This is a genomic window from Leucobacter luti, from assembly GCF_004217175.1.
GTDB lineage: Bacteria > Actinomycetota > Actinomycetes > Actinomycetales > Microbacteriaceae > Leucobacter > Leucobacter luti.
This window is the reverse complement of sequence record NZ_SHKI01000005.1, coordinates 77,569-100,868: the sequence shown is the minus strand read 5'-3', so window position 1 is coordinate 100,868 and position 23,300 is coordinate 77,569. Positions and strand designations below refer to the sequence as shown.

Annotated in this window: 21 protein-coding genes; 11 read left to right on the top strand and 10 right to left on the bottom strand. The window is 70.5% G+C overall.

Annotated elements, in window-relative coordinates; translation table 11 throughout:
- Positions 1-52: 52 nt before the first annotated feature.
- The 6 genes from EV139_RS09595 to EV139_RS09570 all read left to right on the top strand — a co-directional run bounded on the left by EV139_RS09595 (position 53) and on the right by EV139_RS09570 (position 5,034).
- The gene (locus EV139_RS09595; RefSeq protein ID WP_130454123.1) at positions 53-1,525 is read left to right on the top strand and encodes an MFS transporter; all 1,473 of its coding nucleotides are present in this window, start codon (positions 53-55) and stop codon (positions 1,523-1,525) included.
- 104 nt (positions 1,526-1,629) lie between these two features.
- Positions 1,630-2,985 (top strand): amidohydrolase, encoded by a 1,356-nt coding sequence (locus tag EV139_RS09590; protein WP_130454122.1) that lies wholly within the window; start codon positions 1,630-1,632, stop codon positions 2,983-2,985.
- A gap of 224 nt (positions 2,986-3,209) precedes the next feature.
- The gene (locus EV139_RS09585; protein WP_130454121.1) at positions 3,210-3,596 is read left to right on the top strand and encodes a hypothetical protein; all 387 of its coding nucleotides are present in this window, start codon (positions 3,210-3,212) and stop codon (positions 3,594-3,596) included.
- A gap of 107 nt (positions 3,597-3,703) precedes the next feature.
- Positions 3,704-4,000, top strand: a complete 297-nt coding sequence (locus EV139_RS09580; protein ID WP_130454120.1) for a hypothetical protein — start codon at positions 3,704-3,706, stop codon at positions 3,998-4,000.
- A gap of 125 nt (positions 4,001-4,125) precedes the next feature.
- The gene (locus EV139_RS09575) at positions 4,126-4,539 is read left to right on the top strand and encodes a methyltransferase family protein (protein WP_198677527.1); all 414 of its coding nucleotides are present in this window, start codon (positions 4,126-4,128) and stop codon (positions 4,537-4,539) included.
- 132 nt (positions 4,540-4,671) lie between these two features.
- A complete protein-coding gene (locus EV139_RS09570; protein ID WP_130454118.1) occupies positions 4,672-5,034 on the top strand; it encodes a cupin domain-containing protein in 363 nt (120 codons plus the stop codon).
- A gap of 232 nt (positions 5,035-5,266) precedes the next feature.
- Here EV139_RS09570 and EV139_RS09565 read toward each other — a convergent pair whose 3' ends face one another.
- A complete protein-coding gene (locus tag EV139_RS09565) occupies positions 5,267-5,767 on the bottom strand; it encodes a YflT domain-containing protein (protein WP_237464374.1) in 501 nt (166 codons plus the stop codon).
- A 57-nt stretch (positions 5,768-5,824) separates the two neighbouring features.
- Entirely contained in the window at positions 5,825-7,036 is a 1,212-nt protein-coding gene (locus EV139_RS09560; RefSeq protein ID WP_237464377.1) for a YncE family protein, read from the bottom strand.
- 132 nt (positions 7,037-7,168) lie between these two features.
- Here EV139_RS09560 and EV139_RS09555 point away from each other — a divergent pair, with 132 nt between their 5' ends.
- Genes EV139_RS09555 through EV139_RS09545 form a run of 3 tightly spaced genes read left to right on the top strand, consistent with a single transcriptional unit; the run spans position 7,169 to position 10,310 of the window.
- The gene (locus tag EV139_RS09555) at positions 7,169-8,428 is read left to right on the top strand and encodes a magnesium transporter MgtE N-terminal domain-containing protein (protein ID WP_130454117.1); all 1,260 of its coding nucleotides are present in this window, start codon (positions 7,169-7,171) and stop codon (positions 8,426-8,428) included.
- Positions 8,425-9,150 (top strand): DUF1003 domain-containing protein, encoded by a 726-nt coding sequence (locus EV139_RS09550; RefSeq protein WP_237464381.1) that lies wholly within the window; start codon positions 8,425-8,427, stop codon positions 9,148-9,150. Before EV139_RS09555 ends, EV139_RS09550 begins: the two co-directional genes overlap by 4 nt.
- Entirely contained in the window at positions 9,147-10,310 is a 1,164-nt protein-coding gene (locus EV139_RS09545; RefSeq protein ID WP_130454116.1) for a P-loop NTPase, read from the top strand. Before EV139_RS09550 ends, EV139_RS09545 begins: the two co-directional genes overlap by 4 nt.
- A 74-nt stretch (positions 10,311-10,384) precedes the next feature.
- On the opposite strand, the gene EV139_RS09540 is transcribed toward EV139_RS09545, so the two are convergent.
- Both EV139_RS09540 and EV139_RS09535 read right to left on the bottom strand, forming a co-directional pair.
- Complete coding sequence (locus EV139_RS09540) at positions 10,385-12,106, bottom strand: putative bifunctional diguanylate cyclase/phosphodiesterase (protein ID WP_241989012.1); 1,722 nt, start codon at positions 12,104-12,106, stop codon at positions 10,385-10,387.
- A 94-nt stretch (positions 12,107-12,200) separates the two neighbouring features.
- The gene (locus tag EV139_RS09535; protein ID WP_130454115.1) at positions 12,201-12,575 is read right to left on the bottom strand and encodes a twin-arginine translocase TatA/TatE family subunit; all 375 of its coding nucleotides are present in this window, start codon (positions 12,573-12,575) and stop codon (positions 12,201-12,203) included.
- 182 nt (positions 12,576-12,757) lie between these two features.
- Here EV139_RS09535 and EV139_RS09530 point away from each other — a divergent pair, with 182 nt between their 5' ends.
- Positions 12,758-13,390 carry an O-methyltransferase gene (locus EV139_RS09530; RefSeq protein ID WP_130454114.1) on the top strand — a complete coding sequence of 211 codons (633 nt, stop codon included), beginning with the start codon at positions 12,758-12,760 and terminating at the stop codon, positions 13,388-13,390.
- Between the two features lie 67 nt (positions 13,391-13,457).
- On the opposite strand, the gene EV139_RS09525 is transcribed toward EV139_RS09530, so the two are convergent.
- The 3 genes from EV139_RS09525 to dapE all read right to left on the bottom strand — a co-directional run bounded on the left by EV139_RS09525 (position 13,458) and on the right by dapE (position 17,325).
- Positions 13,458-15,569, bottom strand: a complete 2,112-nt coding sequence (locus EV139_RS09525; protein WP_130454113.1) for an alkaline phosphatase family protein — start codon at positions 15,567-15,569, stop codon at positions 13,458-13,460.
- A 361-nt stretch (positions 15,570-15,930) separates the two neighbouring features.
- On the bottom strand, positions 15,931-16,104 hold the full coding sequence (locus EV139_RS09520; RefSeq protein WP_130454112.1) for a DUF3117 domain-containing protein: 174 nt from the start codon (positions 16,102-16,104) through the stop codon (positions 15,931-15,933).
- An 81-nt stretch (positions 16,105-16,185) separates the two neighbouring features.
- Complete coding sequence (gene dapE, locus EV139_RS09515; RefSeq protein ID WP_420029110.1) at positions 16,186-17,325, bottom strand: succinyl-diaminopimelate desuccinylase; 1,140 nt, start codon at positions 17,323-17,325, stop codon at positions 16,186-16,188.
- 61 nt (positions 17,326-17,386) lie between these two features.
- Between dapE and dapD the strand changes: the two genes are divergently transcribed.
- On the top strand, positions 17,387-18,343 hold the full coding sequence (gene dapD / locus EV139_RS09510; protein WP_130454111.1) for a 2,3,4,5-tetrahydropyridine-2,6-dicarboxylate N-succinyltransferase: 957 nt from the start codon (positions 17,387-17,389) through the stop codon (positions 18,341-18,343).
- A gap of 70 nt (positions 18,344-18,413) precedes the next feature.
- Here the strand turns inward: dapD and EV139_RS15980 are convergent, their stop codons facing one another.
- From EV139_RS15980 to EV139_RS09495, 3 genes are all read right to left on the bottom strand, one after another.
- Positions 18,414-20,702 carry a lamin tail domain-containing protein gene (locus EV139_RS15980; RefSeq protein ID WP_130454110.1) on the bottom strand — a complete coding sequence of 763 codons (2,289 nt, stop codon included), beginning with the start codon at positions 20,700-20,702 and terminating at the stop codon, positions 18,414-18,416.
- A 92-nt stretch (positions 20,703-20,794) separates the two neighbouring features.
- On the bottom strand, positions 20,795-22,465 hold the full coding sequence (locus EV139_RS09500) for a hypothetical protein (protein WP_130454109.1): 1,671 nt from the start codon (positions 22,463-22,465) through the stop codon (positions 20,795-20,797).
- Complete coding sequence (locus EV139_RS09495; RefSeq protein WP_130454108.1) at positions 22,447-23,217, bottom strand: ABC transporter ATP-binding protein; 771 nt, start codon at positions 23,215-23,217, stop codon at positions 22,447-22,449. The genes EV139_RS09500 and EV139_RS09495 overlap by 19 nt, the downstream gene beginning before the upstream one ends.
- Positions 23,218-23,300 lie beyond the last annotated feature (83 nt).

Genomic DNA, 23,300 nt, shown 5'->3' with positions numbered 1-23,300 from the left:
GAGTACCGACTCGTCACCATTCACGCTTGCATCACGAGAGATTTCAGAACACATGACCACTGACAACGCCGTCACCGTTGCCGCGAGGCAGGGCGTCGACCGCCTCCTCGTCCCCACGTTCATCGCTATCGAACTCTTCGCCGGACTGATCCAGGGCTGGATCATGCCGCTGCTGGGAGAGATCGCCCAGTTCCACGGGGTTCCCGCCGGTTCGATCAGCCTCTACTTCATGATCACGATGCTCTCATCGGCGATGAGCGTACCGTTCCTGTCGATGCTCGCCGACCGCTTCGGGAAGCGCCGCCTGCTCGTGATCGCGGTGCTCCTCACCGCCGTGGGCACCGCGATGATCGCGTTCGCCCCCTCGTTCGCGTTCGTGCTCATCGGCTCTGCCGTCCAGGGGCCCGTCGCCGCGCTGCTCCCGATCGAAATGGGGATCCTGAAGCAGCAGCGCCCCGAGAACGCGAAGCGGATCGTCAGCGCCCTCGTGGGAACACTCACCTTCGGCGTCGCCCTCGGTAGCCTCTGCAGCGGTGTGCTCATGGACGCGACCGGCGACCTGGCGCTCACACAGGCGATCCCGGCGATCCCGCTGTTCCTGCTCGGCGCCGCCGTGATGTTCTGCCTGCCCCGCGACGCCGGCAACCGCACCAGCAGCGTCGACTGGACCGGCGCGGTGCTGTTTAGTGCGTCGCTCGGCGCGCTCATGTACGGGCTCACCGCCGGCACCGAGCTCGGCTGGCTGCACCCGGGCACGATCGCCGCGCTCCTGGGCGGCGTGATCGGCAGCGTGGTGTTCGTGCTTGTCGAGTCGCGTGCGGCCTCACCGCTGCTCGATTTCACCGTGCTGCGCCGCGTCAAGCTCGGCGTCCCCATGATCCTCGGCTTCCTCGTCGCCCTCACCGCGTTCGGCATCTCAACACCCACCACGCTCTACCTCACGGCGGACCCGACGGTTGTCGGCTACGGCACCGGGCTGAGCGCCGGAACCGCCGGGCTCCTCGTATCCGTCATCTTCCTCAGCTCGAGTCTTGGCGCGTTCCTCGCACCCGTGGCCGTGCGCTTGCTCGGCACGGCGTGGGCGATCTCGGTTGCCACGCTCATCTCCGCGGGTTCGCTGCTCGCCCTCATCACCGCGCCCACCTCACCCGTCGTCGTCACGATCCTGCTCGCGATCAACTCGCTGATGTCGTGGGTCGCCCTGGGGATCCTGCCCGGGGTCATCGTGGCGCGCGCACCGCTGAGCGTCGCGACCACCCTGTCGGGCCTCTACAACTGCCTCCGCTCGCTCGGCGGGTCCGTGGCCGGCGCCGTGGTGGCAGCGGTGATGGCCACGCTCGTGCTCGCGCAATCGGACGCCGACGCGGTGGCCGTGCCCGCGCTCAGCTCGTTCCAGGTGATCTGGGGCGTGTTCGCCGGGTGTCTCATCGCCTCGGCGGTGCTGGCCCTGCTGCTCGCCCGCAGCCGCTCGAATCGCACCGAGGCGATCATCACCGCGTCGCCCGAGCCGCTCGCCACCCGCTAACCCCCTGTCGGGTGGGCACGGCCGCTCGCACGGCCGCTCGCGCCCGTGTCCACACCCACACCCACGCCGACACCGACACCGACACCGATCCAGAAAGCAGCACGATGTCCCCCGCTTCAGCCAACACTCCCCCCGCGCACACCCTCGCACCCGCCGCCGCCACGCCGGCTGCCGCTGCCGCTGCCGCCACCGGCGCCGCGGCAACCGCGACCACCGGGCCCGCGGGCTCGGCGTCGCCGCTCCAGCTTCTGGCGGAGCACACCATCCGCGCGGCGGAGCAGGAACTGCTGGCCCTGAGCCACGCAATCGGCGCCGACCCGGAGCTCGGCTTCGAGGAGCACCGGGCGGCGGCGCGCGTGGCCGCGGCGCTCGAGGCTGCGGGGTTCAGCGTGACGGTGGGCGCCTACGGGCTGCCCACCGCCATTGAGGCGACGTACGGTGCGGGCCCCGTCACGATCACGGTGGTCGGCGAGTACGACGCCCTGCCGGGCGTGGGCCACGCGTGCGGGCACAACATCATCGCTGCCGCGGGGGTGGGCGCGGCACTCGGGCTGCGGGCCGTGGCCGAGCAGCTCGGGTGCCGGATCGTGTTCCTCGGCACCCCCGCCGAGGAGAACGGCGGGGGCAAGGTGATCATGCTTGAGCGCGGGGCCTGGGACGAGTCAACCTTCTCCCTCATGATCCACGCCGCGGACAGCGGCCAGATCCGGACCGTCGGGGGCAGCAGCCAGGCGCTCGACTACATCGAGGTCACCTTCCGCGGGAGGCCCTCGCACGCCGCGTTCGCCCCGCACCAGGGGATCAACGCGGGCAACGCGGTCACCCTCACCGAGGTGGGGATCGGCCTGCTGCGCCAGCAGCTGCCCGCCGACGTGATCGTCTCCTCGATCTCGGTGAGCGGCTCCGCGGTCAACGTGATTCCGGAGCTCGCCACGATCCAGCTCGAGACCCGCGGCAATTCAGCGGTGAGCTGGGCGACCGCAAAGGCGCGCGTGCGACAGGTGGTCGCGGGTGCTGCGCTCGCCACCGGCTGCGAGTACGAGATCACCGAGCCCACGCCGGGGTACGCGCCGCTGGCGCAGGACCCGGATCTCGCGGAGTTCTTTGATGCGGCGCTCGCCGAGCTGCGCGGCGACTCCGTGGCGAGCTGGGGCCCGGGCATGACCGCCGGATCCACCGACATGGGCGACGTATCCCAGTACCTGCCGGCGATCCACCCGATGGTCGCGCTCGACGGCACCGACGCGATGCCGCACCAGCACGCGTTCGCGGCCGCAGCGCAGTCCCCCGCCGGGGACGTTGCCGTGCTGCGCGGGGCGATCGGGCTCGCGCGCGCGGCGGTCGCGGCGCTCGAGGACGACGGCGTGCGCGAGCGGCTCATCGAGGCGCAGCGCGCGCGCGCACCGCACCCGCGCGGCGTTTGGGCCGACGCGCCGCTCCCCTGCGGCACCGCGGGCTGAGCCGGCGCGGCGGTGCGGTGCGGCGGTGCGGCGGCGCGGCGGTGCGGTGGTACCCACGAGCGGCGGGTTCACCGATGAGTGTGCGGGTTCCTTCGGATTGGAAGCCGCACGCTCGTGGACGAAGCCGCACGCTCGTGAGCCGGGGCGGGGCGGGCACGCTCGCAGCACCCCGAAGCGCCGGAGCGCACGAAGCCACCAGCACCCGCTGGCGCTACGATGACTCCATGCCGCGCATCAACGCCACTGACCTCGTCGATGTGCTGGTGTACGCCGCCGTGCTTGCCATCTTCGCGGAGCTCTTCCCGGAGGTCATCAGCGAGTCATTCCTGGTGTCGCTCCTCACAGCCGTCGTGCTGAAGGTGGTGCTCGAGATCGTGATCCGCCTCAAGTCCGCCGTTGTCGCGCGCTTGAAGGGTGCGGATAGCGCCCGCGTTCGTGTTGTCTCCGTCCTCTGCCTGATCGGCGTGGGGGCCGGCAGCAAGGCGCTCATCCTGTGGCTCACTGACCTGGTGTTCGGCGACGCCGTCTACCTGGGTGGGTTCTTTGCCGTCACGCTCCTGGTGGTCTCGCTGATCGCCGCGCGCGCGGGAGTTCGCCGCATCATTCAGTGAGGGCCCACGGCACACACCGCACCTCGAAAATGCGGGTTCTCGTCAATTTATGGACATCATGTAATATTCGATGAAGCCACTGCATGCCCACCAGAAGAGATGAGCCAATGACGAACTCGAACCAGGCCGAGGCACTCCCCACCGGAGCGTCACGAAGCGCGCTCATTGCGGGCCTCATCAGCGTGGTGACGATCCTCGCGTTCATCTTCGCAAACACCGGGGCAACCATGCTGTTCATCGCCGCTGTCTCGGGTATCGCGGCCGTTGTGTTCGGCATCATCGCGATCAGGAAGCGCGCATTCGTGGGTGTCGCCGTCACGGGGCTCGTTCTTGGCGCTCTCGGGGCGATCGTTTCGGTCGGCATCCTGGTGTTCACGCTCGTGTTCATCGGCGTATTCGGCTAGCTTCACGCGTCGCGATCTGCCAGCCGCCGGTCGCCCGGTGGCCAGACCGGGCCCTAGCGCTCGCCCCGCTCGCCCCGCTCGCCGCTAGTGTCGTCATCATGACCAGAAGAGTTCCGCCCGTCGCAGTGGCAGCCATCGCAGCCGCCGCTCAGGTCGCAGTGTCACCAGGGAAACGTCCGACCAGATTCTCAGTGGCGGCGGCTGGAGTGATCGCCGTTCCCGCCCTGTATCTCCTGGTGGGGTCCGTGGTCCGCTTTCGGAAGCACCGAACGACTGTCGACCCACGAGCGGCCGCCGAGGCAACCTCGCTCGTGACCGGCGGCCCGAATGCCTGGTCGAGGAACCCGATGTATGCGGGAATGCTGGGGCTGCTGGTCGCCCACAGTGTGGCGCGGAGGTCAGCCGTGGCGGCGCTTCCCGCTGCCGGGTTCGCGGTGTGGATCGATCGCGCTCAGATTCCGCCGGAGGAGCAGCACCTTGAGGCTCGGTTTGGCGCCCGCTACGTGGCGTATACGCGGCGGGTGCGCCGCTGGATCTGACTTCACCGCGCCCGTCCATGCCGAGCATGCGCGAGCGGCAGCGCGGCACCACATGAAACCTGACGTAGTACCCCGTTCGCGAGCGTCAGATTTCACTAGCATCGCTAGGGCATACAACTGAAAGGTGCCCACATGACGTACTTCCCCGAGACGCAGCTCGCAACCCTCGCCGAGATCGAACCGGCACAATACGGTCGCATCTCCAAGCGCACGGCGTCGCTGAACGGCGTCGAAGTCACCGAGGTGACGTTCCATGTCGGTTCCAAGTGGTCCGAGGACCTCAAGGGGTACGCCGGCACTGAGCTGTGTGAGCTCCCCCACGTCGCGTATGTCATCGCTGGGGTTCTCGGCGTCGAGGACCAGTCGGGCAAGATCACGGAGTTCGCGGCTGGGGATGCGATGCTCCTGCCGCCGGGACACGATGCGTGGGCCGTGGGCGACGTCGACTGCAAGTTTGTGGAGTTCTCGCGCGGGAACGACTACTACGCCGCCTAGGCGCTGATCCGCTGCGCCGCCGGTTGGGCCGCCTCGCTCGCGAGAGCGCGCGCCGCAGGCATTGCGACGGCCTTCCCGGCGACGACCCACGAGCGGCGGATTCGTCGACGAGCGTGCGGCTCCACACCGGTCGCGAAGCCGCACACTGGTGACGGAGCCGCACGCTCGTGCGCGGGCATAGCGACATTGAGCCGCACGCTCGTGCGCGGGCGTAGCGCCGTTGAGCCGCGCGCTACTTCTGCACGGCCTCCGTGAGTACGCGCCGCGCCTCGTGGACGAGCTCGGGCTCGGTGACCAGGTCGTACCGGGTGGCGACCATCTGCATCACCGACGAGAAGTCGCGGCGGTTGCGGTTCATCGCGTAGGACAGCACGCCGAAGAGCATGCCGAAGCCCGCGCCGATCACGACGGCGGCGAGGAACACCCCGAGGATCGCCGTGTTGTCGGGCTGGAAGATGAACAGCAGCAGGCCGAGGAAGAGACCGAGGTACGCGCCGGAGAGCGCGCCCATGAGCGCGATGCGGCCGTAGGTCAGGCGGCCGGTGACCCGCTCAACGCTGCGGACGTCGTTGCCCACGATGCTGATCTGCTGCACCGGGAAGCTCGCGCGGGCGAGCACGTCGACGGCGTGCTTGGCGTCCTCGTAGCGGTCGTAGGTGGAGACAATATCGCCCTTCGGGATCTCCGGCATCAGCGGGACGCGGGAGGGTGAAATGGATCTCGGTGTGCTCATACCCTGATTCTTCCACTCCGCGCCCCCCGGCGCACTCACCTTTCGCGCGGGGCTGACTTATGCGGCCGGGTAGCTCACGATCGCCTGCGGGTAGCCGGACACGGGCAGCTCGCGCGTGGCGAGCCCGTCGAGCGCGACGAGGGTCACGCCGTCCCAGCCCTCGTTCCGCGTGTTTCCGCCGGCCACCGCCGCGTATTCAGCCCCCGCTGCATCGCGCCAGGGAGCGACGGTCTCGTGCGGGAGCGCGAGCGGCACGACCTCCTCGGCCCCGGTCTCGACGTTCAGGATTGACAGGTTCGGCGTGCCGTCCGCCGAACCGAACGCCCCGGTGCCAACGGTGAGCAGCCGATCGCCGGCGAGCGCGGTGCCGTGCGCGTGCGAGTTCGCGGCACTCGCGATCGTGGTCTGCTCGCCGGTGCGCGGATCGAGGCGCACCACGGTTTGGCCCTGGTACGGCAGCAGGATCGCTCCGTCGGAGGTGACGGCGCCGTAGTGCGGTTTCTCCCAGGACGCGAGCCCGCCCTCGGTGCCGAACGGGGCGACCTGGTGCGTGGTGGGCTGCAGGGTTGCGGCGTCGACGACGGTGACGGTGAAGCTGTCGTGGTCGACGGTCGCTGCCCACGACCCGTCCGGGGCCACGAGCACGTCGAACGGCCGCGCGCCCACCGGGACGCTCCCGACGACGGTCTGGCTGGCGGTGTCGAACACCTCGAGCACGAAACTGCCGTCGCCCGGCGTCACGGCAACGTACACCCGTGAGCCGTCCGGCGCCACGGCGAGGCCGAGCCCGCCGGGCCGGTACTCCCCCGATTCGATGCGCTGCGCCGGGTGCGCGTACGGTAGGAGAGCGCTGAGCTCGCCCGCGGCCGGGTCGACGACCGCGAGCCCCTCGGCCGTTGCCGCGTAGGCGGTCGTCTTGCCGTCTGGGTCGGTGTGCGTGCCAACGCCCCAGGGGGCGGCCCCGACGCGGATCTGCCGCACCGCCTCGCCGTCCGGCTGCGCCGGATCAATGACCGCGAGCGAATCGGTGTGCGCGAGCGACGCCAGGAGCAGCTGCGGCTCCGGTTCGGGCTCCGCGGGCGGCGCCGCGGTGGCTGGCGCGCTCTGGCTCGGCGTCGCGGTCGGCTCGGCGGCCGTCGGCTCCGGCGCGCAGCCGGCGAGACCGAGGGTGAGCACACCGAGCAGAGCGAGGAGTACGGCGGCGCGCGGCCGCCGCCGCGGGCGCACGAGCGCGGTGGCCGCGCCGGTATGAACAGTGGATCGAGCCATACCCGCAAGTCTGCACGAGGCTCCCTGACCGGAAGCTGCCTGGCGTGCGCCGCGTGCGCCAGGCGTTTAATTCACGGGCCGACCAGGGAAGGTTCACCCCAATCAGTCACCTCAGCGCGGTACCGTAGGGGAGTGAGGACATCGAGGGTATTTGTGGGGCGGCTCGCGGGGCGCAGCGTGTTCGATCCGGCGGGTGACCGGATCGGCAAGGTGCGCGACGTGCTCGTGGTGTTCCGCACCGCTGCCGCGCCGCGCGTAGTCGGCCTGATCGTCGAGATTCCGGGCAAGCGCCGCGTCTTCGTGCCGATCGGCCGCGTCACCTCGATCGGCTCGGGCCAGGTCATCACGACCGGCCTGATCAACGTGCGCCGCTTCCAGCAGCGCGGCGGCGAGACCCGCATGATCGCCGAGCTGATCGGGCGCGACGTGCAGCTCGCCGCAGACCCCCCGGGCGCACCGCCCCAGACCGCGCGGATCGAGGACGCGGCAATCGAACAGGCACGCTCGGGCGAGTGGCTGGTCTCCGAGGTGTTCGTGCGACTGCCGAAGCCCGCCGCGCCGTTCAGCCGCGGCGACGCGCGCACCGTGCGCTGGTCGGACGTGCGGCTTCCGGCGGCCGGCGCGCAGTCTGCGGAGCTGCTCATCCAGACCATGGTCGATCTCAAACCGGCCGACCTCGCCGAGGCGCTGCTCGAGCTGCCGTCCGCCCGCATGTTCGAGGTGGTCGGCGAGCTCCCGGACGAGCGGGTCGCCGACGCCCTCGAAGAGATGTCGGAGTCCGATCAGCTGGCGCTCCTGGCAAACCTCCGCCCGGATCGCACGGCCGATGTGCTCGACCGCATGGAGCCGGACGACGCGGCCGACCTCATCTCGGCGCTGCCCGCGGCGAAGGGCGCCGAGCTGCTCGACCTCATGGAGCCCGAGGAGGCGGAGGACGTGCGCCGGCTGCTCGTCTACGACGCCGACACCGCCGGCGGCCTGATGAGTCCCTCACCGATCGTGCTCTCGGCGGAGTCGAGCGTGGCGGAGGGGCTCGCCATGATTCGGCGCGCCGAAATCCCGCCGGCGATGGCCTCCGCCGTGTACGTGACGCACCCGCCGTACGAGACCCCGACCGGCGAGTATCTCGGCATGGCCCACTTCCAGCGCATGCTCCGCTTCCCACCCCACGAGCGCCTCAGCTCGCTGATCGACACCGAGATCGAGCCGGTCACCGTGCTCGCGAGCGCGGCCGAGGTGTCGCGCCGACTCGCGAGCTACGACATGGTCGCGCTCCCCGTGGTCGACACGCAGAACCGACTCGTTGGCGTGGTGACCGTCGACGACGTGCTCGATCACCTCCTGCCCGACGACTGGCGGCACGCGGACGACGACGCGGAGATCCGGCCATGAGCCTCTTCAGACGCAACAACACCGGCCTCGACTCGCCGCTTGCGATGGGCTCCCGCGCACCGCGTCGCGCGGGAGGCGATGGGCCGCGCGTGAGCGGCAGCGAGCGGTTCGGCCGCTGGACCGAGGGCATCGCGCGCGGCATGGGGACGCCGTGGTTCCTGCTGTTCCTCACGTTCTTCTGCATCGCGTGGCTCGCGTTCAACACGGTCGGCCCGGAGGAGCTGCGCTTCGACTCCGCTGCCCTCGGGTTCACGGCGCTGACGTTGATCCTGTCGCTCCAAGCCTCGTACGCCGCCCCGATGATCCTGCTGGCGCAGAACCGCCAGGACGATCGCGACCGCGTGCAGATCGAACAGGACCGGCAGCGCGCTGAGCGCGCGCTCGCCGATACCGAGTTTCTGGCCCGCGAGGTGGTGGCCCTGCGCCTCGCGATGAAGGATCTGCCGGATCGCGATTTTCTGCGCGCTGAGCTGCGCTCGCTGCTCGCCGAGCTCGAATCGAGCGCGCCGGACCCCGAGCTCCCGCCGACGCCGGAACTCACGCACACTCCGGAGCTCACGCGCTCGTCCGGGTCCGCGCCCGCAGCGGAACCCGCGCCCGCCCCGCGACAGTCCCGGCGGGCACCGCACGCGCCCCCGGGTTCCGCGGCCGGGAATACAAACGCACCCGACAGCGTCGAAGCTCACGAAGCAATTCGCACCGAGGAGGACGACCGAGCATGACCGAGCGCGAGACCGCTGCTGGCCCCGAGCTGGCGGTGTGGGCCGCTCTTGACCGTGTGCGGGACCCCGAGATCCTGCGTCCGATCACGGAGCTCGGCATGGTCGAAGACGTGAGCGTTGACGCGGCGGGCCACGCCGAGGTGTCGATCCTGCTCACGATTGCCGGCTGCCCCGCGGCGCGGCGCATCGAGGCGGACACCCTCGCCGCCGCTGAGAGTGCGCCGGCTGTGGCCTCGGCGCACGTGACGGTCGGGGTGATGTCGCCCGCCAAGCGGCGCGCGTTCACCGAGCGGGTGCGCGGTCCCGGCGGCGTGCGTCCGCAGCAGTTCGGCCCGGACTCACTGACCCGGGTGATCACCGTCACCAGTGGCAAGGGCGGCGTGGGCAAGTCATCCCTCACCGCTGGCCTCGCGGTCGCGCTCGCGGATCAGGGACTCTCCGTTGGCCTCATCGATGCCGACGTCTTCGGATTCTCGATCCCGGGTATTCTGGGGCTCAGCCGCGACGGCGCCGTCACGCAGCCGACCCGGGTGGACGACATGATCCTGCCGCCCGTGGCACACGGCGTGAAAGTGATTTCGATCGGCATGTTCCTCGGCGACGCGGATCCGCGCACCACGGCCGTGTCCTGGCGCGGCCCGATGCTGCACCGCACGATCGAGCAGTTCCTGCGCGACGTGTGGTTCGGTGACCTCGACGTGCTGCTCCTCGATCTCCCGCCCGGGACCGGGGACATCGCGATCAGCGTGGGGCAGCTGCTCCCGAACGCCGAGGTGCTCGTGGTGACGACCCCGCAGGAGGCCGCCGCCGACGTCGCCGTGCGCAGCGCACTCGTGGCTCGGCAGACCGGGCAACGCGTGATCGGCGTGGTCGAGAACATGGCGGGGCTCACCCAGCCCGACGGCAGCGTGATCGACGTCTTCGGCTCAGGCGGCGGGGCGCTCGTCGCCGCTCGCCTGAGCGATGAGGAGCACGGCGACGTGCCGCTCCTCGGGAGCGTGCCGCTCAGCCCAACCTTCCGCGAGCGGGGCGACGCGGGCGACCCGGCGGTGCTCTCGGATCCGGCCGATCCGGCCGCGGCGGCCGTCATCAGCGTGGCCAGGGCGATCGCGGCGCGCGGGCGCGGGCTCGCCGGCCGCGCGCTCGGCCTCAGCGTCTAGGCTGGCAGCCGATCGGGGCTGCGCCATCCGCGCGGCGCCGCACAACACGCGAGCCGCCGCGCGCAGCACGCGCGCTATGCCCCGACGAGCAACTCACTGATGGGGCGCGGGTGCCCAAAAAGGAACCCCTGGAACGCGTCGACCCCGAGATCGCGCAGTTTCTCGAACTGATCCTCGGTTTCCACCCCCTCGGCCACCACCTGCAGGTTGAAGGTGCGGCCGAGACGCACGATCGCCAGCGCGATCGCGGCGGCCTGCGGGTCCTCGACAATCGAGGAGACAAACGAGCGGTCGATCTTGATCTGCTGCACCGGCAGCTGCTGCAGGTAGCTCAGCGAGGAGTAGCCGGTTCCGAAATCGTCGAGCGACGACTTCACGCCCTCCGTGCGCAGCATCCCCAAGAGCCCGACGGTGCGATCGATGTCGGTGTGGAGCACGCTCTCGGTGAGCTCGAAAGTGAGCCGGCCCGGGCGCACCCCGTAGCGCTCAATGATCTCGCGAACGCGCTCGCCAAACCCGTCGGCGCGCAGCTGCCGCTCGCTCAGGTTGACCGAGAGCGTGAGGTCGGAACGCGCTGGGTCGCGGCTCCACTCAGCAAGCACCCGGCACGCTTCCTCAAGCACCCAGTCGCCAATCTCCACGATTACGCCGGTTTGCTCGGCGAGCGGAATAAAGTCGTCCGGAGCGACGGTGCCGAGCACGCTGCTAAACCAGCGGATCAGGCTTTCCTCTCCGATAATGCTGCGCTCGCGGTTGACAATCGGTTGCGAGAACAGGTGCAGTTCGCCCTTCTCGATCCCGCGGTGGAGCTCGGAGATGAGCCGCACGCGGTCCTGGGCCTCGTTGAGCATGCGCTGTTGGAAGTGCTGTACCCGGCGCTGGCCGCCCTCGCGTCGGGCGCGCTTGCGGGCGATCTCGGAGCACTTGACCACCTCGTGCGGGTCGTCGGTGACAATGAACTCGTTGGCGGGGCAGCCCGGCGCTGTCACGTGGGCAGCGAGATCCGGCGTGGTCCAGAGCACGTACCCGACGCTCGCGGAAACATCGACCACCACCCCCGAGCCGAGCTCGACGGGGCCGCACAGCTCCGCGAGCACGCGCTCAATGAGATCGAGGCACGCGGCCTCGGCCGCGCGGCAGTCCGAGCCGAGATTCGGCAGAATAATCCCGAACGTGTTGGAGCCGATCCTGCCTAGGCGCGCGCCGTGTGTCTCAACGCGCTGCAGCCGTCGCGCGGCCTCGACGAGGAGCCGGTCGCCCGTCTCAAAGCCGAACGCGTCGTTGACCACGGACAGCTCATCCGCACTCACCGTCACGAACGCGCTGAAGCTTCCAGCGGCGCCCGGGGCGATCGTCGCCTGAATCGTGCCGAGGATCGATTCCCGGTTCGCGAGCCCCGTCACCGAGTCGAAGTACGCGAGCGTACGCACCTGTTCTTCCGCGATGTGCCGCTGCGTCTCCTCGCTGCGGATCGACACGTAGCGCGCCGGCTTGCCGCGCTCGTCGAGCAGCGGGATGATCATGGTGTCGACCCAGTACTCGTCACCGTCTTTGGTGCGATTACAGATCTCGTTCTTCCACACCTCGCCACGGCCAATCACGCGCCACATCTCCTTGAAGAACTCTTTCGGGTGGTACCCGGAATTGACGATCGCGTGGGTCTGGCCGAGAAGCTCCTCGCGCGAGTAGCGTGAGGTCTCGCAGAAGCGGTCGTTGACGTGGGTAAGCACACCGCGGCGATCGGTGATGGCGATGATCGAGGTCGTGTCGAGGGCGTACATGATCTCATCAAGCACCTGCTGCGGAGGGTTGTGCTGCGAATTCAGCGGCCGGTCCCACTCCCCGTCAGCGCCCCGATCGACCCGGGGTGTCACGCGATTTCCCCCGCGCTCATGTTGCCTCCTCGTCGAAGAAGAGCCCACCCTCCGGGAGTCCCGCGGCCGCGGCCACGGACGCGCGCCGGGCGGCGGACTCCGCAACTCTGGTGCGGCGCGCCTCGGCGTGCGCCTCGCGCTCATCCTCGACCAGGGCGTCGCGGATGATCCGTCGCGGGTCGTACTGTCGCGGATCGAGCTGACGCCAGTCGACCTCGTCGAACTCCGGCCCCATCTCGTCCTTGAGCCGATCCTTCGCGCCGTCGGCCATGCGTTTGATGCTGCGCACCAGCTCACCAAGCTTCTTCGCGTACACCGGCAGGCGCTCTGGACCCAGCACAAACAGGGCGATCACCATGATCACCAGGATCTTGTCGATTGTGAGTCCCATTGCAGACCATCGTAGCGCTCGCCGCACACCAAGGGGTGGAACACGTGTCTACAAAATCGTGCCGTGCTCGCGTGGGAGCTGCCGGGTCGCCTCCCACTGGCTCTACGCTAGGGAGAGCGCGCGAGCGGGGTCACCGGGAACACCGGAGTTCCGGATCGACGCGCATCACTTCGGAGGGAATCGTGAGCAAGCTCGAACGCAACTGGCAGTATGCCGAACAGTACCCGGGCGAGACCGAAGCGCTCGTCCGTGCGCGCCGGCTCTCCCTCGAACTCGGGATCGAACCGGTCAGCCGCTCAATCGGTGCGCAGCTCTCGGGGCTGGCCGTGCTCACCCGCGCGCAAGCGATCTGCGAGGTGGGCACCGGCGTCGGCGTCAGCGGACTCTCGCTGCTCCGGCACGCGCCGGAGGCGACGCTCACCACGATCGAGATCGAACCCGAGCACCTGCGCGAGGCGCGGGCGGTCTTCGCAGAGGCGGGGATTCCGGCAGCGCGGCTGCGCACCATCGAGGGCGACGCGCGGCACGTGATGCCCCGCCTCAACCTTGCCTCGTACGATCTGGTGCTCCTCAACGCGGACCCGACACAGCTGCTTGAGCACTTCGAGTACGCGCTCGGCATCGTGCGCCAGGGCGGCTGCATCGTGGTCCCCGGAGCGTTCGCCCACGGCCGCGTGCCGGATCCCGCCGCGCGCGACGCCGAGACCCAGGCGGTGCGCGATCTCCTCACGCTGGTCGCCGAGTCCCCGGCGATTGCACCGATGCTCTCCCCCGCGGGCGACGGACTTCTGACGCTGGTGCGCCTCGACGGCTAGCGTCACCACCACACCGGCACACGTCGCCCCGCGCCTCGCATCCGAGGCGCGGGGCGACGTGGTTCACCTACTCGGTGCGAGACGCGGCGACGCGATGGCGGCGCAGCCGCACCGCCAATACCGTCCCCGCGCCAACGAGTACCGCGGCGAGCGCGCTCCAGAGCAGCGCGACCGGGGCCGGGTCGCCGCCGGTGACCGCGAGCTTGGCGCCGTTCGTCGCACCCGCGGGCGTGGCGTCCGGGTGCTGCCCGGATTCGACGTCCGGAGCGGTCCCCCCGTCAGTGCCGGGCGTGGTCCCGGGGTCGGTACCCGGATCGGTGCCCGGATCAGTGCCCGGATCAGTGCCCGGATCAGTGCCCGGTCCGACTGCGGCGGTCACTGTCAGCGCGTGCGTCACCTCTGCACCGTCCGCCCGGAGCACCGCGAGGGTGTGCTCGCCGGCGGCGGTATCCGCGGGGATCTGCAGCTCCTGAGCGAACGCGCCAGACGCGTCCGCGGTGAGAGCGCCGAGCGATCGGGGCGTGGAGCGGAGTTCCACGGCGAGGCTCTCCCCCGCGGCAAACCCTGTCCCCGTGACGGTCACCGCGCCGCCCGCGGCGACAGCGGGCGCCGAGAGTGTGAGCGTTGCGGGCACCGCGGGAGCGTCTGGCTGGCTGAACCGCACCTGGTCGATCACCCAGAACGCGCTGTTGTTGCCCGAGTACGAGAACTGCAGGCTTATGGTGCGCGGCAGCGCCCCCGCCGCCGTGCGCGGCAGCTCGACCGCGACCCGCTCGATCGCGTTCACGGGGTTCTCGCGGGTACCGTCGGCCTGGTACTCAACCAGTTTCTGGCGGGGCAGGCCGGACTCCTCGTCAAAGGTGGCCCACACGGTGGCGCCCTGCGGACCGTCAACAGCGTAGTCGGAGACGAACGAGACATCGGCCGTCGCCGCCCCGTTCAGCTCGTAGGCGGGGCTCACGAGCGTCGAGTCGAACGTGTTGCCACCGCGCGGGCTCACGTCCGCCCACTCGTCGGAATCGGCGACCGCAAATACGTCGCGCGAGCGCACGTTGTTCTCGCGGTGCTGGCCGAGCTCCACGTTTGAGAAGAAGTCGTCGGTCATGAAGGTCCACCCCCGAAATTCGGGCGCGCCCCCCGTGGGCATCCGCGAGTTGTCGATCTCCCAGCCCGCCGGCGCCACGTCGGTCCAGCCGAGCAGTTGGCCCGGCCCCGTCTCGTTCACCGCGGTGCGCAGCTGCGGGCGCAGTGCGTCGAAATCGTCGGCAACGAGGTCGGTGACGGCGGCACCGTCGAGTTCCCAAGCCGCGTCGCGGGCGATGCCGGTGTGCGCGAGAACCGTTGGGGCGATGTCCGAAATGCGCACGTCGTGACGCACGGTACCCGGCGCGAACTCCGCTCCCTGTGCAATCACGTAGGTCTTGCGTTCGAGCTTCGTCGCCCCGCCGTGCCCGCCGCCCGGGGTGTGCCCGTGGTCGGAAGTCACGAGAATCAGCCAGTCTTCCGCCGCGTAGCCTGCCCGCGCCTGCACGGCGGCGACCATCTGCCCGATCTGTGCGTCCGCGACGGCGAGCGCGTCGCGGTAGGCGGCGGAGCTCGACCCGGACGCGTGCCCGTCCCCGTCCACCTCGTCGAGGTGCACGAACACGTCGTCGGTCTCGGGGCGCTGCAGCTCCGCGACCGCCCGCGCGGTCGTGTCGACGTCGCCGGCGCCCTGCACGCGCAGGTCAACGCCGGATCCGAAGATCGTGGTCGAGATCGGACCCCAGGTGCCGATCACCGCCGTACCGCGCGCGGGCGCCGCGGCCTCAATCCGGCTCAGGTAGTCGGGGTACTGCGCAAACATCGGCGCAGTGAAGTTGTTGTCCGATACCCCGTGCTTGTCGGGCCAGACGCCGGTCGCGATCGTTGACCAGCCAGGTCCGTACACGGTGGGGGCCATCGGGTTGCCGGGCAGGTTGCTCGCGGCGGTGAGGCCGCCGGCCTGCAGCGCCTGGACGTTTGGCATTGCGGCGCCGGCCATGGCGTCGAACGCGGCCCCGTCAACGCCGATTACGAGGGTCTTCGGCGCGGCGGCCGGCTCGGTCGTTGCCTGTGCAGCGGGTGCGATTCCGGCGCAGACGCCGGTCACCCCCAGCGCGACGGCGCCAACGGCGGCCGCGATTGCGTGTTTCCTCACGGTGAGTCACTCCAAGGTGTCTAGAGAAGTTGTGGACGGGTGCCGCCCGTCCGGGCCGCACCGTCTTCAAGTCTCCGAGCGCGCGCCTCCACTCGCGGGGACACGCGTCGCCGTCACGCAGCTTTCGCCGCGGGGTCACACGCCGTTCAGTTGTCCACACAACTCCGGATCGGGCTGCGCCCCTGCGTCGGCCTGGGGCGGGCGAGGTAGGCAGTTCGCGCCTTCGCCACCCGGCGCCGGACCCCGGGTGCTGAGAGCCGGGCGCCGCCCGCGGGCCGCCGAGCCCAGACGCACGAAACCCCGCACCTCTCGAGAGAGGGGCGGGGTTGCTGTGGTATTTCGGGGTGTGGTCTGCGAACGGCTACTTGCCGTCGAGCACACCAGCGAGCACGTCTCGCAGTTCCGCCGCTTCCTGGTCATTGACCGACACGACGAGACGTCCGCCGCCCTCGAGCGGTACCCGCACGACGATCAGCCTGCTTTCACGTACCGCCTCCATGGGTCCATCCCCAGTCCTCGGTTTCATTGCAGCCATGACGCCTCCTCGCATAGTTTGGTGGTTCAGGCCCATTTTATCGTGCTTCGGCGGAGCAAACCGAATCGCGAGGACGCGACGTTACTTCGCGAGCGGTTCTTGAGCCGCGGAAAGCCAGGCGCGCAGCGCCGAAAAGCTCGATTCGATCTGGCCCACGGGGACCCGCTCGTCGTCGGCGTGAGCGAGCAGGGCGTTGCCTGGACCGAAGTTCACGGCGGGGATTCCGAGCGCGGAAAACCGCGACACGTCGGTCCAGCCGAGCTTCGCGGTGGGCTCCTGCCCCACCGCGGCTACGAAGCGCTGCGCGAGGGGCGCGTCGAGGCCGGGCCGCGCGCCGGGCGACAGGTCCACGATTTCAACGGCGTCCGCGTCGACGAAGAAGTCGCGCACGAACGCGACGGCCTCGTCGGCGGATCGGCTCGGCGCAAAGCGGTAGTTCACCTCGATGCAGCAGCGGTCCGGGATCACGTTCCCGGCGACGCCCCCGTCGATGCGCACGGCGTTGAGCCCCTCGCGGTATTCGAGTCCATCGACGACCACGCGCTCCGCTTCGTATGCCGCGAGACGCGCGAGCAGCGCCCCGGCCCGGTGGATTGCGTTGACCCCCATCCAGCTCCGCGCGGAGTGCGCGCGCGTACCGTGCAGCTCGACCCGTGCGCGGAGCGTCCCGTTGCAGCCGCCCTCGATCGTGCCGTTCGACGGCTCGCCCAGAATCGCGAAGTCGGCGGCGAACAGCTCGGGGTGGTTGCGCATCGCGCGGCCGAGCCCGCTCAGATCTGACGCCACCTCCTCGTGGTCGTACCAGACCCAGGTCACGTCGACGGCGGGGGCCACGAGCTCCACCGCGAGCGCGAGCTGCACGGCCACACCGGCCTTCATATCGACGGTGCCGCGCCCCCAGATCACGGCGGCGCCGGTCTCCGGGTCGGTCTCGTCGCGCACGGGCAGATTGTTGTTGATGGGCACGGTGTCGAGGTGCCCGGCGATCGCGACGCGGCGGTCGCGCCCCAGCTCGGTGCGGGCGATGATCGTGTCGCCGTCGCGCGTGATCGCCAGGTGCGGGGCGTGACGGCGCAGCATCGCCTCAACTTCGTCGGCGATCGCGCGCTCGTCGCCGGACACCGAGTGGATGTTGCACAGCTGCCGGGTCAGTTCAACCGGGCCCGCTGCGGGGTCGAGGATCGGGTCGGATGCGCTGGCCGGGGTCTCCTGAATACTCACCCGACCAGCCTACGGCGTGCGGGCGACCGGCGGCACTTCGGGCACCGGTACGATTGCAGGCATGACTGACACTCGTTACGCCTGGGCCGCCGGAATCGCCACGCTCGCCGCCGCCGGCACCACCCTTGACGCTTGGTTCCCCGCCCCCGCGCTGGGTCGCCGCCCGGACGACCGCGATCCGTGGATTGCCCCGGCCGAGCTCGCTGGCCTCACCGGCGCCGACGAGGTGCGCGGCGTCGAGCTGCGCTTCGTCAACGTTGAGATCGATCTCGACGCGGCACCCGCCTCCACCGAGGACGCGTACCTGCGCCTCCACCTGCTCTCGCACTGCCTCGCGCTTCCCAACTCGCTGAATCTCGACGGGATCTTTGGCCTCCTGCCAAACATCGCGTGGACCACGGCGGGGCCCATGCAGCCCGAGGCATACGCGGCCCGGCTGCCGCTGCTCAAGCGCGCCGGCGTCACCGCGGTGGGCATCGACAAGTTCCCCCGGCTCACCGACTACGTGGTTCCGGCCGGAGTTCGCATCGCCGATGCGTCGCGGGTCCGTCTCGGCGCGCACCTCGCGCCGGGCACAACCGTGATGCACGAGGGCTTCATTAACTTCAACGCTGGCACGCTCGGCGCGTCGATGGTGGAGGGCCGAATCTCGCAGGGCGTTGTGGTGGGCAACGGCTCCGACATCGGTGGCGGCGCCTCGATCATGGGCACGCTCTCGGGCGGCGGCACGCAGCGGATCACGATCGGCGAGCGGGCGCTGCTCGGCGCAAACTCGGGGATCGGGATCTCCCTGGGCGACGACAGCGTCGTCGAGGCCGGCCTGTACGTGACCGCCGGCACGAAGGTGATCCTGCCGCAGGGCACCGCGGACTCGGCGGGCGAGGCAGTGGAGGTGAAGGCGCTGGACCTCTCCGGCGTGCCCAAGCTCCTGTTCCGCCGCAACTCGCGCACGGGTGCGGTCGAGGTGCTCCCGCGCGAGGGCTCCGGCATCGTGCTCAACGAGGCGCTGCACGCCTAGCACTCACCACAGACGCCTCGGGGCGGTGCGGGATCTCTCCCGCACCGCCCCGAGGCGTCTGTGCGCGGCGCTACTCCCCGACCACGTGAATTCGGGAGGTGTCGGCGGCCGAGGCCCGCGCCCCGCGCCGCCCGAACACGATCGCGGCGCCACCCACGAGCGTGAGGACCGCGGCCGCGAGCATGCCAAGACCCTCGGCACTGGCGCCCGTCATTGCGAGCGCCGCCGGTGCCGTACTGGGGTCCCCAGCGGCCGCGGGCCGCGTGGCCGGATCCGGCACGGCGACGCCGCCGGGTTCGCCCCCGACCCCACCGTCGGTGCCACCGTCGGTACCGCCGTCGGTGCCTCCATCGGTACCGCCACCGGGGATCTCCGCGGCAGCCACGTTCAGCGCACCAACGTGCAGGGCTGCGGTCTGCACCCCGTCCGTGAACCACCACGCCGGGCGGGTGTCCGGGGTCACCGCGGCGCGAGCCGCGCCACCACCGACCGTGGCGGCGGCACCGGGATCAGCAGCGGCCTGGGCCGCGGTCGCCGTCAGCTCGGCCGGGGCCGTGGCGAAGCCCTCGTTGTTGGTGTTCGGGAGGCCCTCCGGGCGGGCGTAGTGCGTCACCTCGGGGCTCTCGGTGCCGTTCAGCGTGATGAACGCCGAGGCGCCGTCACAGCCGTCGTCGCAGACCGCCCAGAGGCCGCCCAGCACGGTGTCGTAGTCGAGGGCCATCACCCCGGGCAGCCCGGGCTTCACTTCGGCCACGCGCTGTGCGGTGCCGTCCGAGTTGAGCGCAAACGCAAACACCTGGCCGCCGTCCTCAACCGCGACGAAGAACAGGCCGTCACCGTGGAGCGGGTAGGCGGCCGGATCGTAGCCGGCGCCCGTGTTCGCGTCGACGAGTTTCCCGGCGAGATCCGCGTCCGCAACCCACTCCACCGCCTCGATGCCCAGGTTTGCACTGACCTGCGGCAGCAGTGCGGTGAGGTCCCACTCGGTGCTCGCCACCACGTCGGGCCCCGGTGCCGTCGGGTCGATCTGCAGTACAACGTTGAAGTTGACGCCCTTCGCGCTGTTATCGCGTTCCGAGGCGAGGTACACGAAGCCGTCGTTTGCGGCGGTGATGCCCTCGGTGTCCGGCCCGGCCGCGCCCGGGTTCCCCGCGTCCTTCGCGAACCGCGCGCGCTTGCCCGCCGCCCAGCCGTCCGCGAACGTCGCCGTCCCGTCCGCCGCGACGTCGAGTTTCCAGAACCGGCCCTCGCCGTTGTCCACGGCCCACAGCACCACTCCCTCGGCGGTCACCTCCGTGTCGAGGCCGGAGCTGTCCTCCAGGAACATCTGGGTGGTGTCCACGGCCGTCGCGGCGGCCGGTCCCGGCCACACGCTCGTGAGCAGCGGCGGCTGTTCCACACCACCGCCGTCGTCCGTAGCGCACTGGTTTGCCGCGCCCGGGGTCGGGTGGGCCAGCACGAACGGTCCGGTGCCGGGCTGGCAGCGCGCGAGCGTCGCCTTCGCCGCGTCACCGTCGATCATCGCGTGACCGCTCCAAGCGCCGGTGTCGTCGATGAGCGCCCCGGCCGGGTCGAAGAGCCGGATCTGGTCGGCGCTGCCGATGCCGATCGCCTCGCGGAACAGGCCGGTGGCCTCGCCGATCAGGCCCACCGAGTTCTCGTCAACAACGAGGTACTCTCCCGCCGCGATCACACTGCCGGCCGGAAAGCGCCAGCTGTGGTCGTCTGAATTGTCGCGCAGCTCGTAGCCAGCGATATCGAGCGGCTCGGCGCCCGTGTTCACCAGCTCGACCCAGTCGGCGGGCTGCGAGTCGACCTCGCTCAAGCGCAGCGCGGCCGCGGCGCCCGGAAGCGCGTCGAACACGTTCGGGGCGCCCTTCGTTGCTTCCCGGGTGTCGCGCCACTCCCCGGCCGCGGTGAGCCCGAGCGTGGTCGTGGCGTGCGGCCCCCAGCTCACCGAGTCGAGCAGCTCGCCCGCAGCGCTGAACAGCCGCACCGCGTCGTCCTTGCCGAGCCCGAAATCGAAGTCGCCCACCCCGGCCGCGTCGAGCTCGTCGAGCACGAGGAAGGCGCCCGGCGAGACCACGGTGCCCGCGGGGAACACGAACGCGTGCCCGTCGTCGCTGTCTTTCACCACCACGCCCGAGAGATCGGCCGGGGCGGCGCCAGCGTTCTCCAGCTCGATCCAGTCGCCCGGAACGCCGCCGCTCGACTCGACCTCGGTGATGCGGATGCCGGCGGCCGGATCCCCCGAGTCTCCCGGTGCCGCGACGGCGGCGGTGAGTGGCCCAAGGGCCAGGCAGCTTGCGCCGATCGCGCCAGCGGCGAGAACTGCAAGCGGACGGTGTGGTCTGGGCAACGTGGCTCCTTCGAAACTGGTGTGTGCGTCAATCGCACCAGTTCCAGGTGGCCGCCGTGCTGCGGCGAGGTGTCCGGGAGGTGTCGCTGCGGCTACGCCTGCGCGTGCACGCGCGCCAGCAGGTCGGGAGCCTTCCGGTCGAAGATCGCCGCACCCCACCGTACGCCGCCCCAGAAGACGAGCGCTCCGGTGAGGATCCCCACCCCGAGCGTGGTCCAGATCCACACCGGGTCGTTCGTCACCCCCGCCGCGACGGCGAAGCCGGCGGTGGGCAGCGACAGCACGAACAGCGAGCCGTACGACCCGGCCATGCCCACGAGGCTCAGCATCCCGGCCCCGGGCTTTGACACGAACGGGTTCTCGCCAGACTGCGGCACGGGCATCACGAACAGCGCGGAGCAGACACTCGACACCCCGAACCCGCCGAGCGTCACGGCGGCCGTGAGCCCGAGGAGCGTGGGCAGCTGGTCGAAGCGGCCGACGATCGCGGTCGTCACGATCGCGACGAGCAGGATCAGCGGGACCCCGACGATCGCGTTCGCCCACACTCGGCCGAGCCGGTCGTCGATGCCGCGCACGCCGCGCAGGACGTGCGTGGTGAACGCGGTGCCATCGTAGGACACGTCCGTGAAGGTGCTGAGCGAGATCAGCACGGCCACCAGGATGGTGGACGCCGGGAGCATGATGGGCAGCCCCGAACTCCCCGAGACGAAGCCGAACACCACCGGCATCACGATCACCACGATCAGGCTCTGCAGGTAGCGGGGGTCGCGCAGCCAGTAGGTGAGCGCCCGCGCAGCGATCGCACCTCGCGGGGAGGCCGGGAATCGGGCGAACCAGCCGGTGCCGGCGCGCACCTTCGTCTGCGACCCGGCGCCGGCCGCGCCGAGTGCACCGAGGTAGAGAGGGCGCCACACGAGGAACAGCGCCACGACCGTCGCGAGCGCGATGACGAGCTTCGCGAGCGCGGGAGGCCAGGCGCCCGCCGCGAGATCCGCGGGCACCGACCACACGGCGCCGAGCGGGGTCCACGAGAGCGCGTTCGCGACCGCCGGGAGCCGCTCCGCGAGCGTCGCCACCCCGGCGCCGATCCCCGCCATCAGGGGCCCCACCAGCACGAGCACGAGGATCACGAGGCCACCGATCACCTCGCGGAATCTGCGGCTTCCGGTGACCCGGGTGAGCGCGGTGACCATGAGCTGGCACGCGAGCACGCAGGTGATCGCTGCCACGGGCGCGAGCAGGATGGCTGCGATCACCGCGGGCGCCGAGCGGAACCACACCGCCGCGGTCGCCGCCGAGACGATGAGCGTCACGATCCCGGGCACGCCGAGGAGGCTGGCGGTCGCGATGCCCGCGAGCTGCGTCGCCGGACTGAGCGGGAGCATCACGAGCCGGGCCGGGTCGAGCGTGCGGTCCATGCCGGACGCGACGATTGGCCCGAGCATCCAGCCGACGATGAGCAGCGCCCCGCCGAGGATCAGCACCGTGCGGGCGAGCTCTGGCTCGGCGAAGGACAGCCCGACCAGGCCGAAGAACACCCCAACGAGCACGCCGACCCCGTACAGGGCGCCAAGAATGGCGCCGACGAGCTGCCACGGGTGCCGGCTCAGCGTATTCCAGAGCACTCTGAATCGCAGCTTCACGAGCACCCGGATCCGCTCAAGTGGTCCGGTGCGGGGCCGGGCCCCGGCCCCCTCGCCGGGAAGCACACCGGGGAGGCCGGCCGGCTGGGCACCGGGGGTCAGGAGTGGTTCAGCCATGTCGGCCCCTCCAAGTGCTGGCGCCCGCCAACGAGTTCGACGAAGCGATCCTCAAGCGTTGACCCGCCCCGCACCTCGTCCACCGTGCCCGCGGCGAGCACCCGACCCGACGCGATCACCGCGACGTGGTCGCACATGCGCTGCACCAGGTCCATCGAGTGGCTCGAGACGATCACGGTGCCACCGCCGCGCACGAACCCCTGCAGGATGTCGCGGATGTTTGCGGCGGAGACCGGGTCAACCGATTCGAACGGTTCGTCGAGCACGAGCAGTCGGGGCGCGTGCACGAGCGCGCAGGCGAGCGCGATCTTCTTGGTCATCCCGGCCGAGTAGTCGACCACGAGCGTGGTGCCGGCGTCGCGCAGATCAAGCATGGTGAGGAGATCGGCGCAGCGGCGCGCCACCGTCTCGGCGTCGAGGCCCGCGAGCAGGCCGGTGTAGGTGATGAGCTGCTCCCCGGTGAGCCGGTCGAACAGCTTCACGCCGTCTGCGAGCACCCCCACGAGCTGCTTCGCCTCCGTCGGGTGCTCCCACACGTCGATGCCTGAAATCAGCGCCTGGCCGAACTCGGGCCGGAGCAGTCCGGTCGCCATCGACAGGGTGGTCGTCTTCCCCGCACCGTTGGGCCCCACAAGGCCGTAGCAGGAGCCCGTTGGGATGGTCAGCGAGATGCCATTGACGGCGATCTTGTCGCCGAACCGTTTGGCGAGTCCTCGGAGTTCGAGGGCGGGCGGGATCGTGGCAGGTTCCATGAAGCTAGCCTAACCGCGTCCCCCGCGTCGATGCATCCGCCCGGCAGAGTCCGCGCGGGCCGAAACGACAAGTGCCGTGCCCG

Excerpts from the sequence above, each read along its gene's own strand:
- EV139_RS09595 (WP_130454123.1), top strand. The coding sequence starts at position 53 with ATGACCACTGACAACGCCGTCACCGTTGCCGCGAGGCAGGGCGTCGAC.
- EV139_RS09590 (WP_130454122.1), top strand. The coding sequence starts at position 1,630 with ATGTCCCCCGCTTCAGCCAACACTCCCCCCGCGCACACCCTCGCACCC.
- EV139_RS09585 (WP_130454121.1), top strand. The coding sequence starts at position 3,210 with ATGCCGCGCATCAACGCCACTGACCTCGTCGATGTGCTGGTGTACGCC.
- EV139_RS09580 (WP_130454120.1), top strand. The coding sequence starts at position 3,704 with ATGACGAACTCGAACCAGGCCGAGGCACTCCCCACCGGAGCGTCACGA.
- EV139_RS09570 (WP_130454118.1), top strand. The coding sequence starts at position 4,672 with ATGACGTACTTCCCCGAGACGCAGCTCGCAACCCTCGCCGAGATCGAA.
- EV139_RS09565 (WP_237464374.1), bottom strand. The coding sequence starts at position 5,767 with ATGAGCACACCGAGATCCATTTCACCCTCCCGCGTCCCGCTGATGCCG.
- EV139_RS09560 (WP_237464377.1), bottom strand. The coding sequence starts at position 7,036 with ATGGCTCGATCCACTGTTCATACCGGCGCGGCCACCGCGCTCGTGCGC.
- EV139_RS09550 (WP_237464381.1), top strand. The coding sequence starts at position 8,425 with ATGAGCCTCTTCAGACGCAACAACACCGGCCTCGACTCGCCGCTTGCG.
- EV139_RS09545 (WP_130454116.1), top strand. The coding sequence starts at position 9,147 with ATGACCGAGCGCGAGACCGCTGCTGGCCCCGAGCTGGCGGTGTGGGCC.
- EV139_RS09535 (WP_130454115.1), bottom strand. The coding sequence starts at position 12,575 with ATGGGACTCACAATCGACAAGATCCTGGTGATCATGGTGATCGCCCTG.
- EV139_RS09520 (WP_130454112.1), bottom strand. The coding sequence starts at position 16,104 with ATGGCTGCAATGAAACCGAGGACTGGGGATGGACCCATGGAGGCGGTA.
- dapD (WP_130454111.1), top strand. The coding sequence starts at position 17,387 with ATGACTGACACTCGTTACGCCTGGGCCGCCGGAATCGCCACGCTCGCC.
- EV139_RS09500 (WP_130454109.1), bottom strand. The coding sequence starts at position 22,465 with ATGGCTGAACCACTCCTGACCCCCGGTGCCCAGCCGGCCGGCCTCCCC.
- EV139_RS09495 (WP_130454108.1), bottom strand. The coding sequence starts at position 23,217 with ATGGAACCTGCCACGATCCCGCCCGCCCTCGAACTCCGAGGACTCGCC.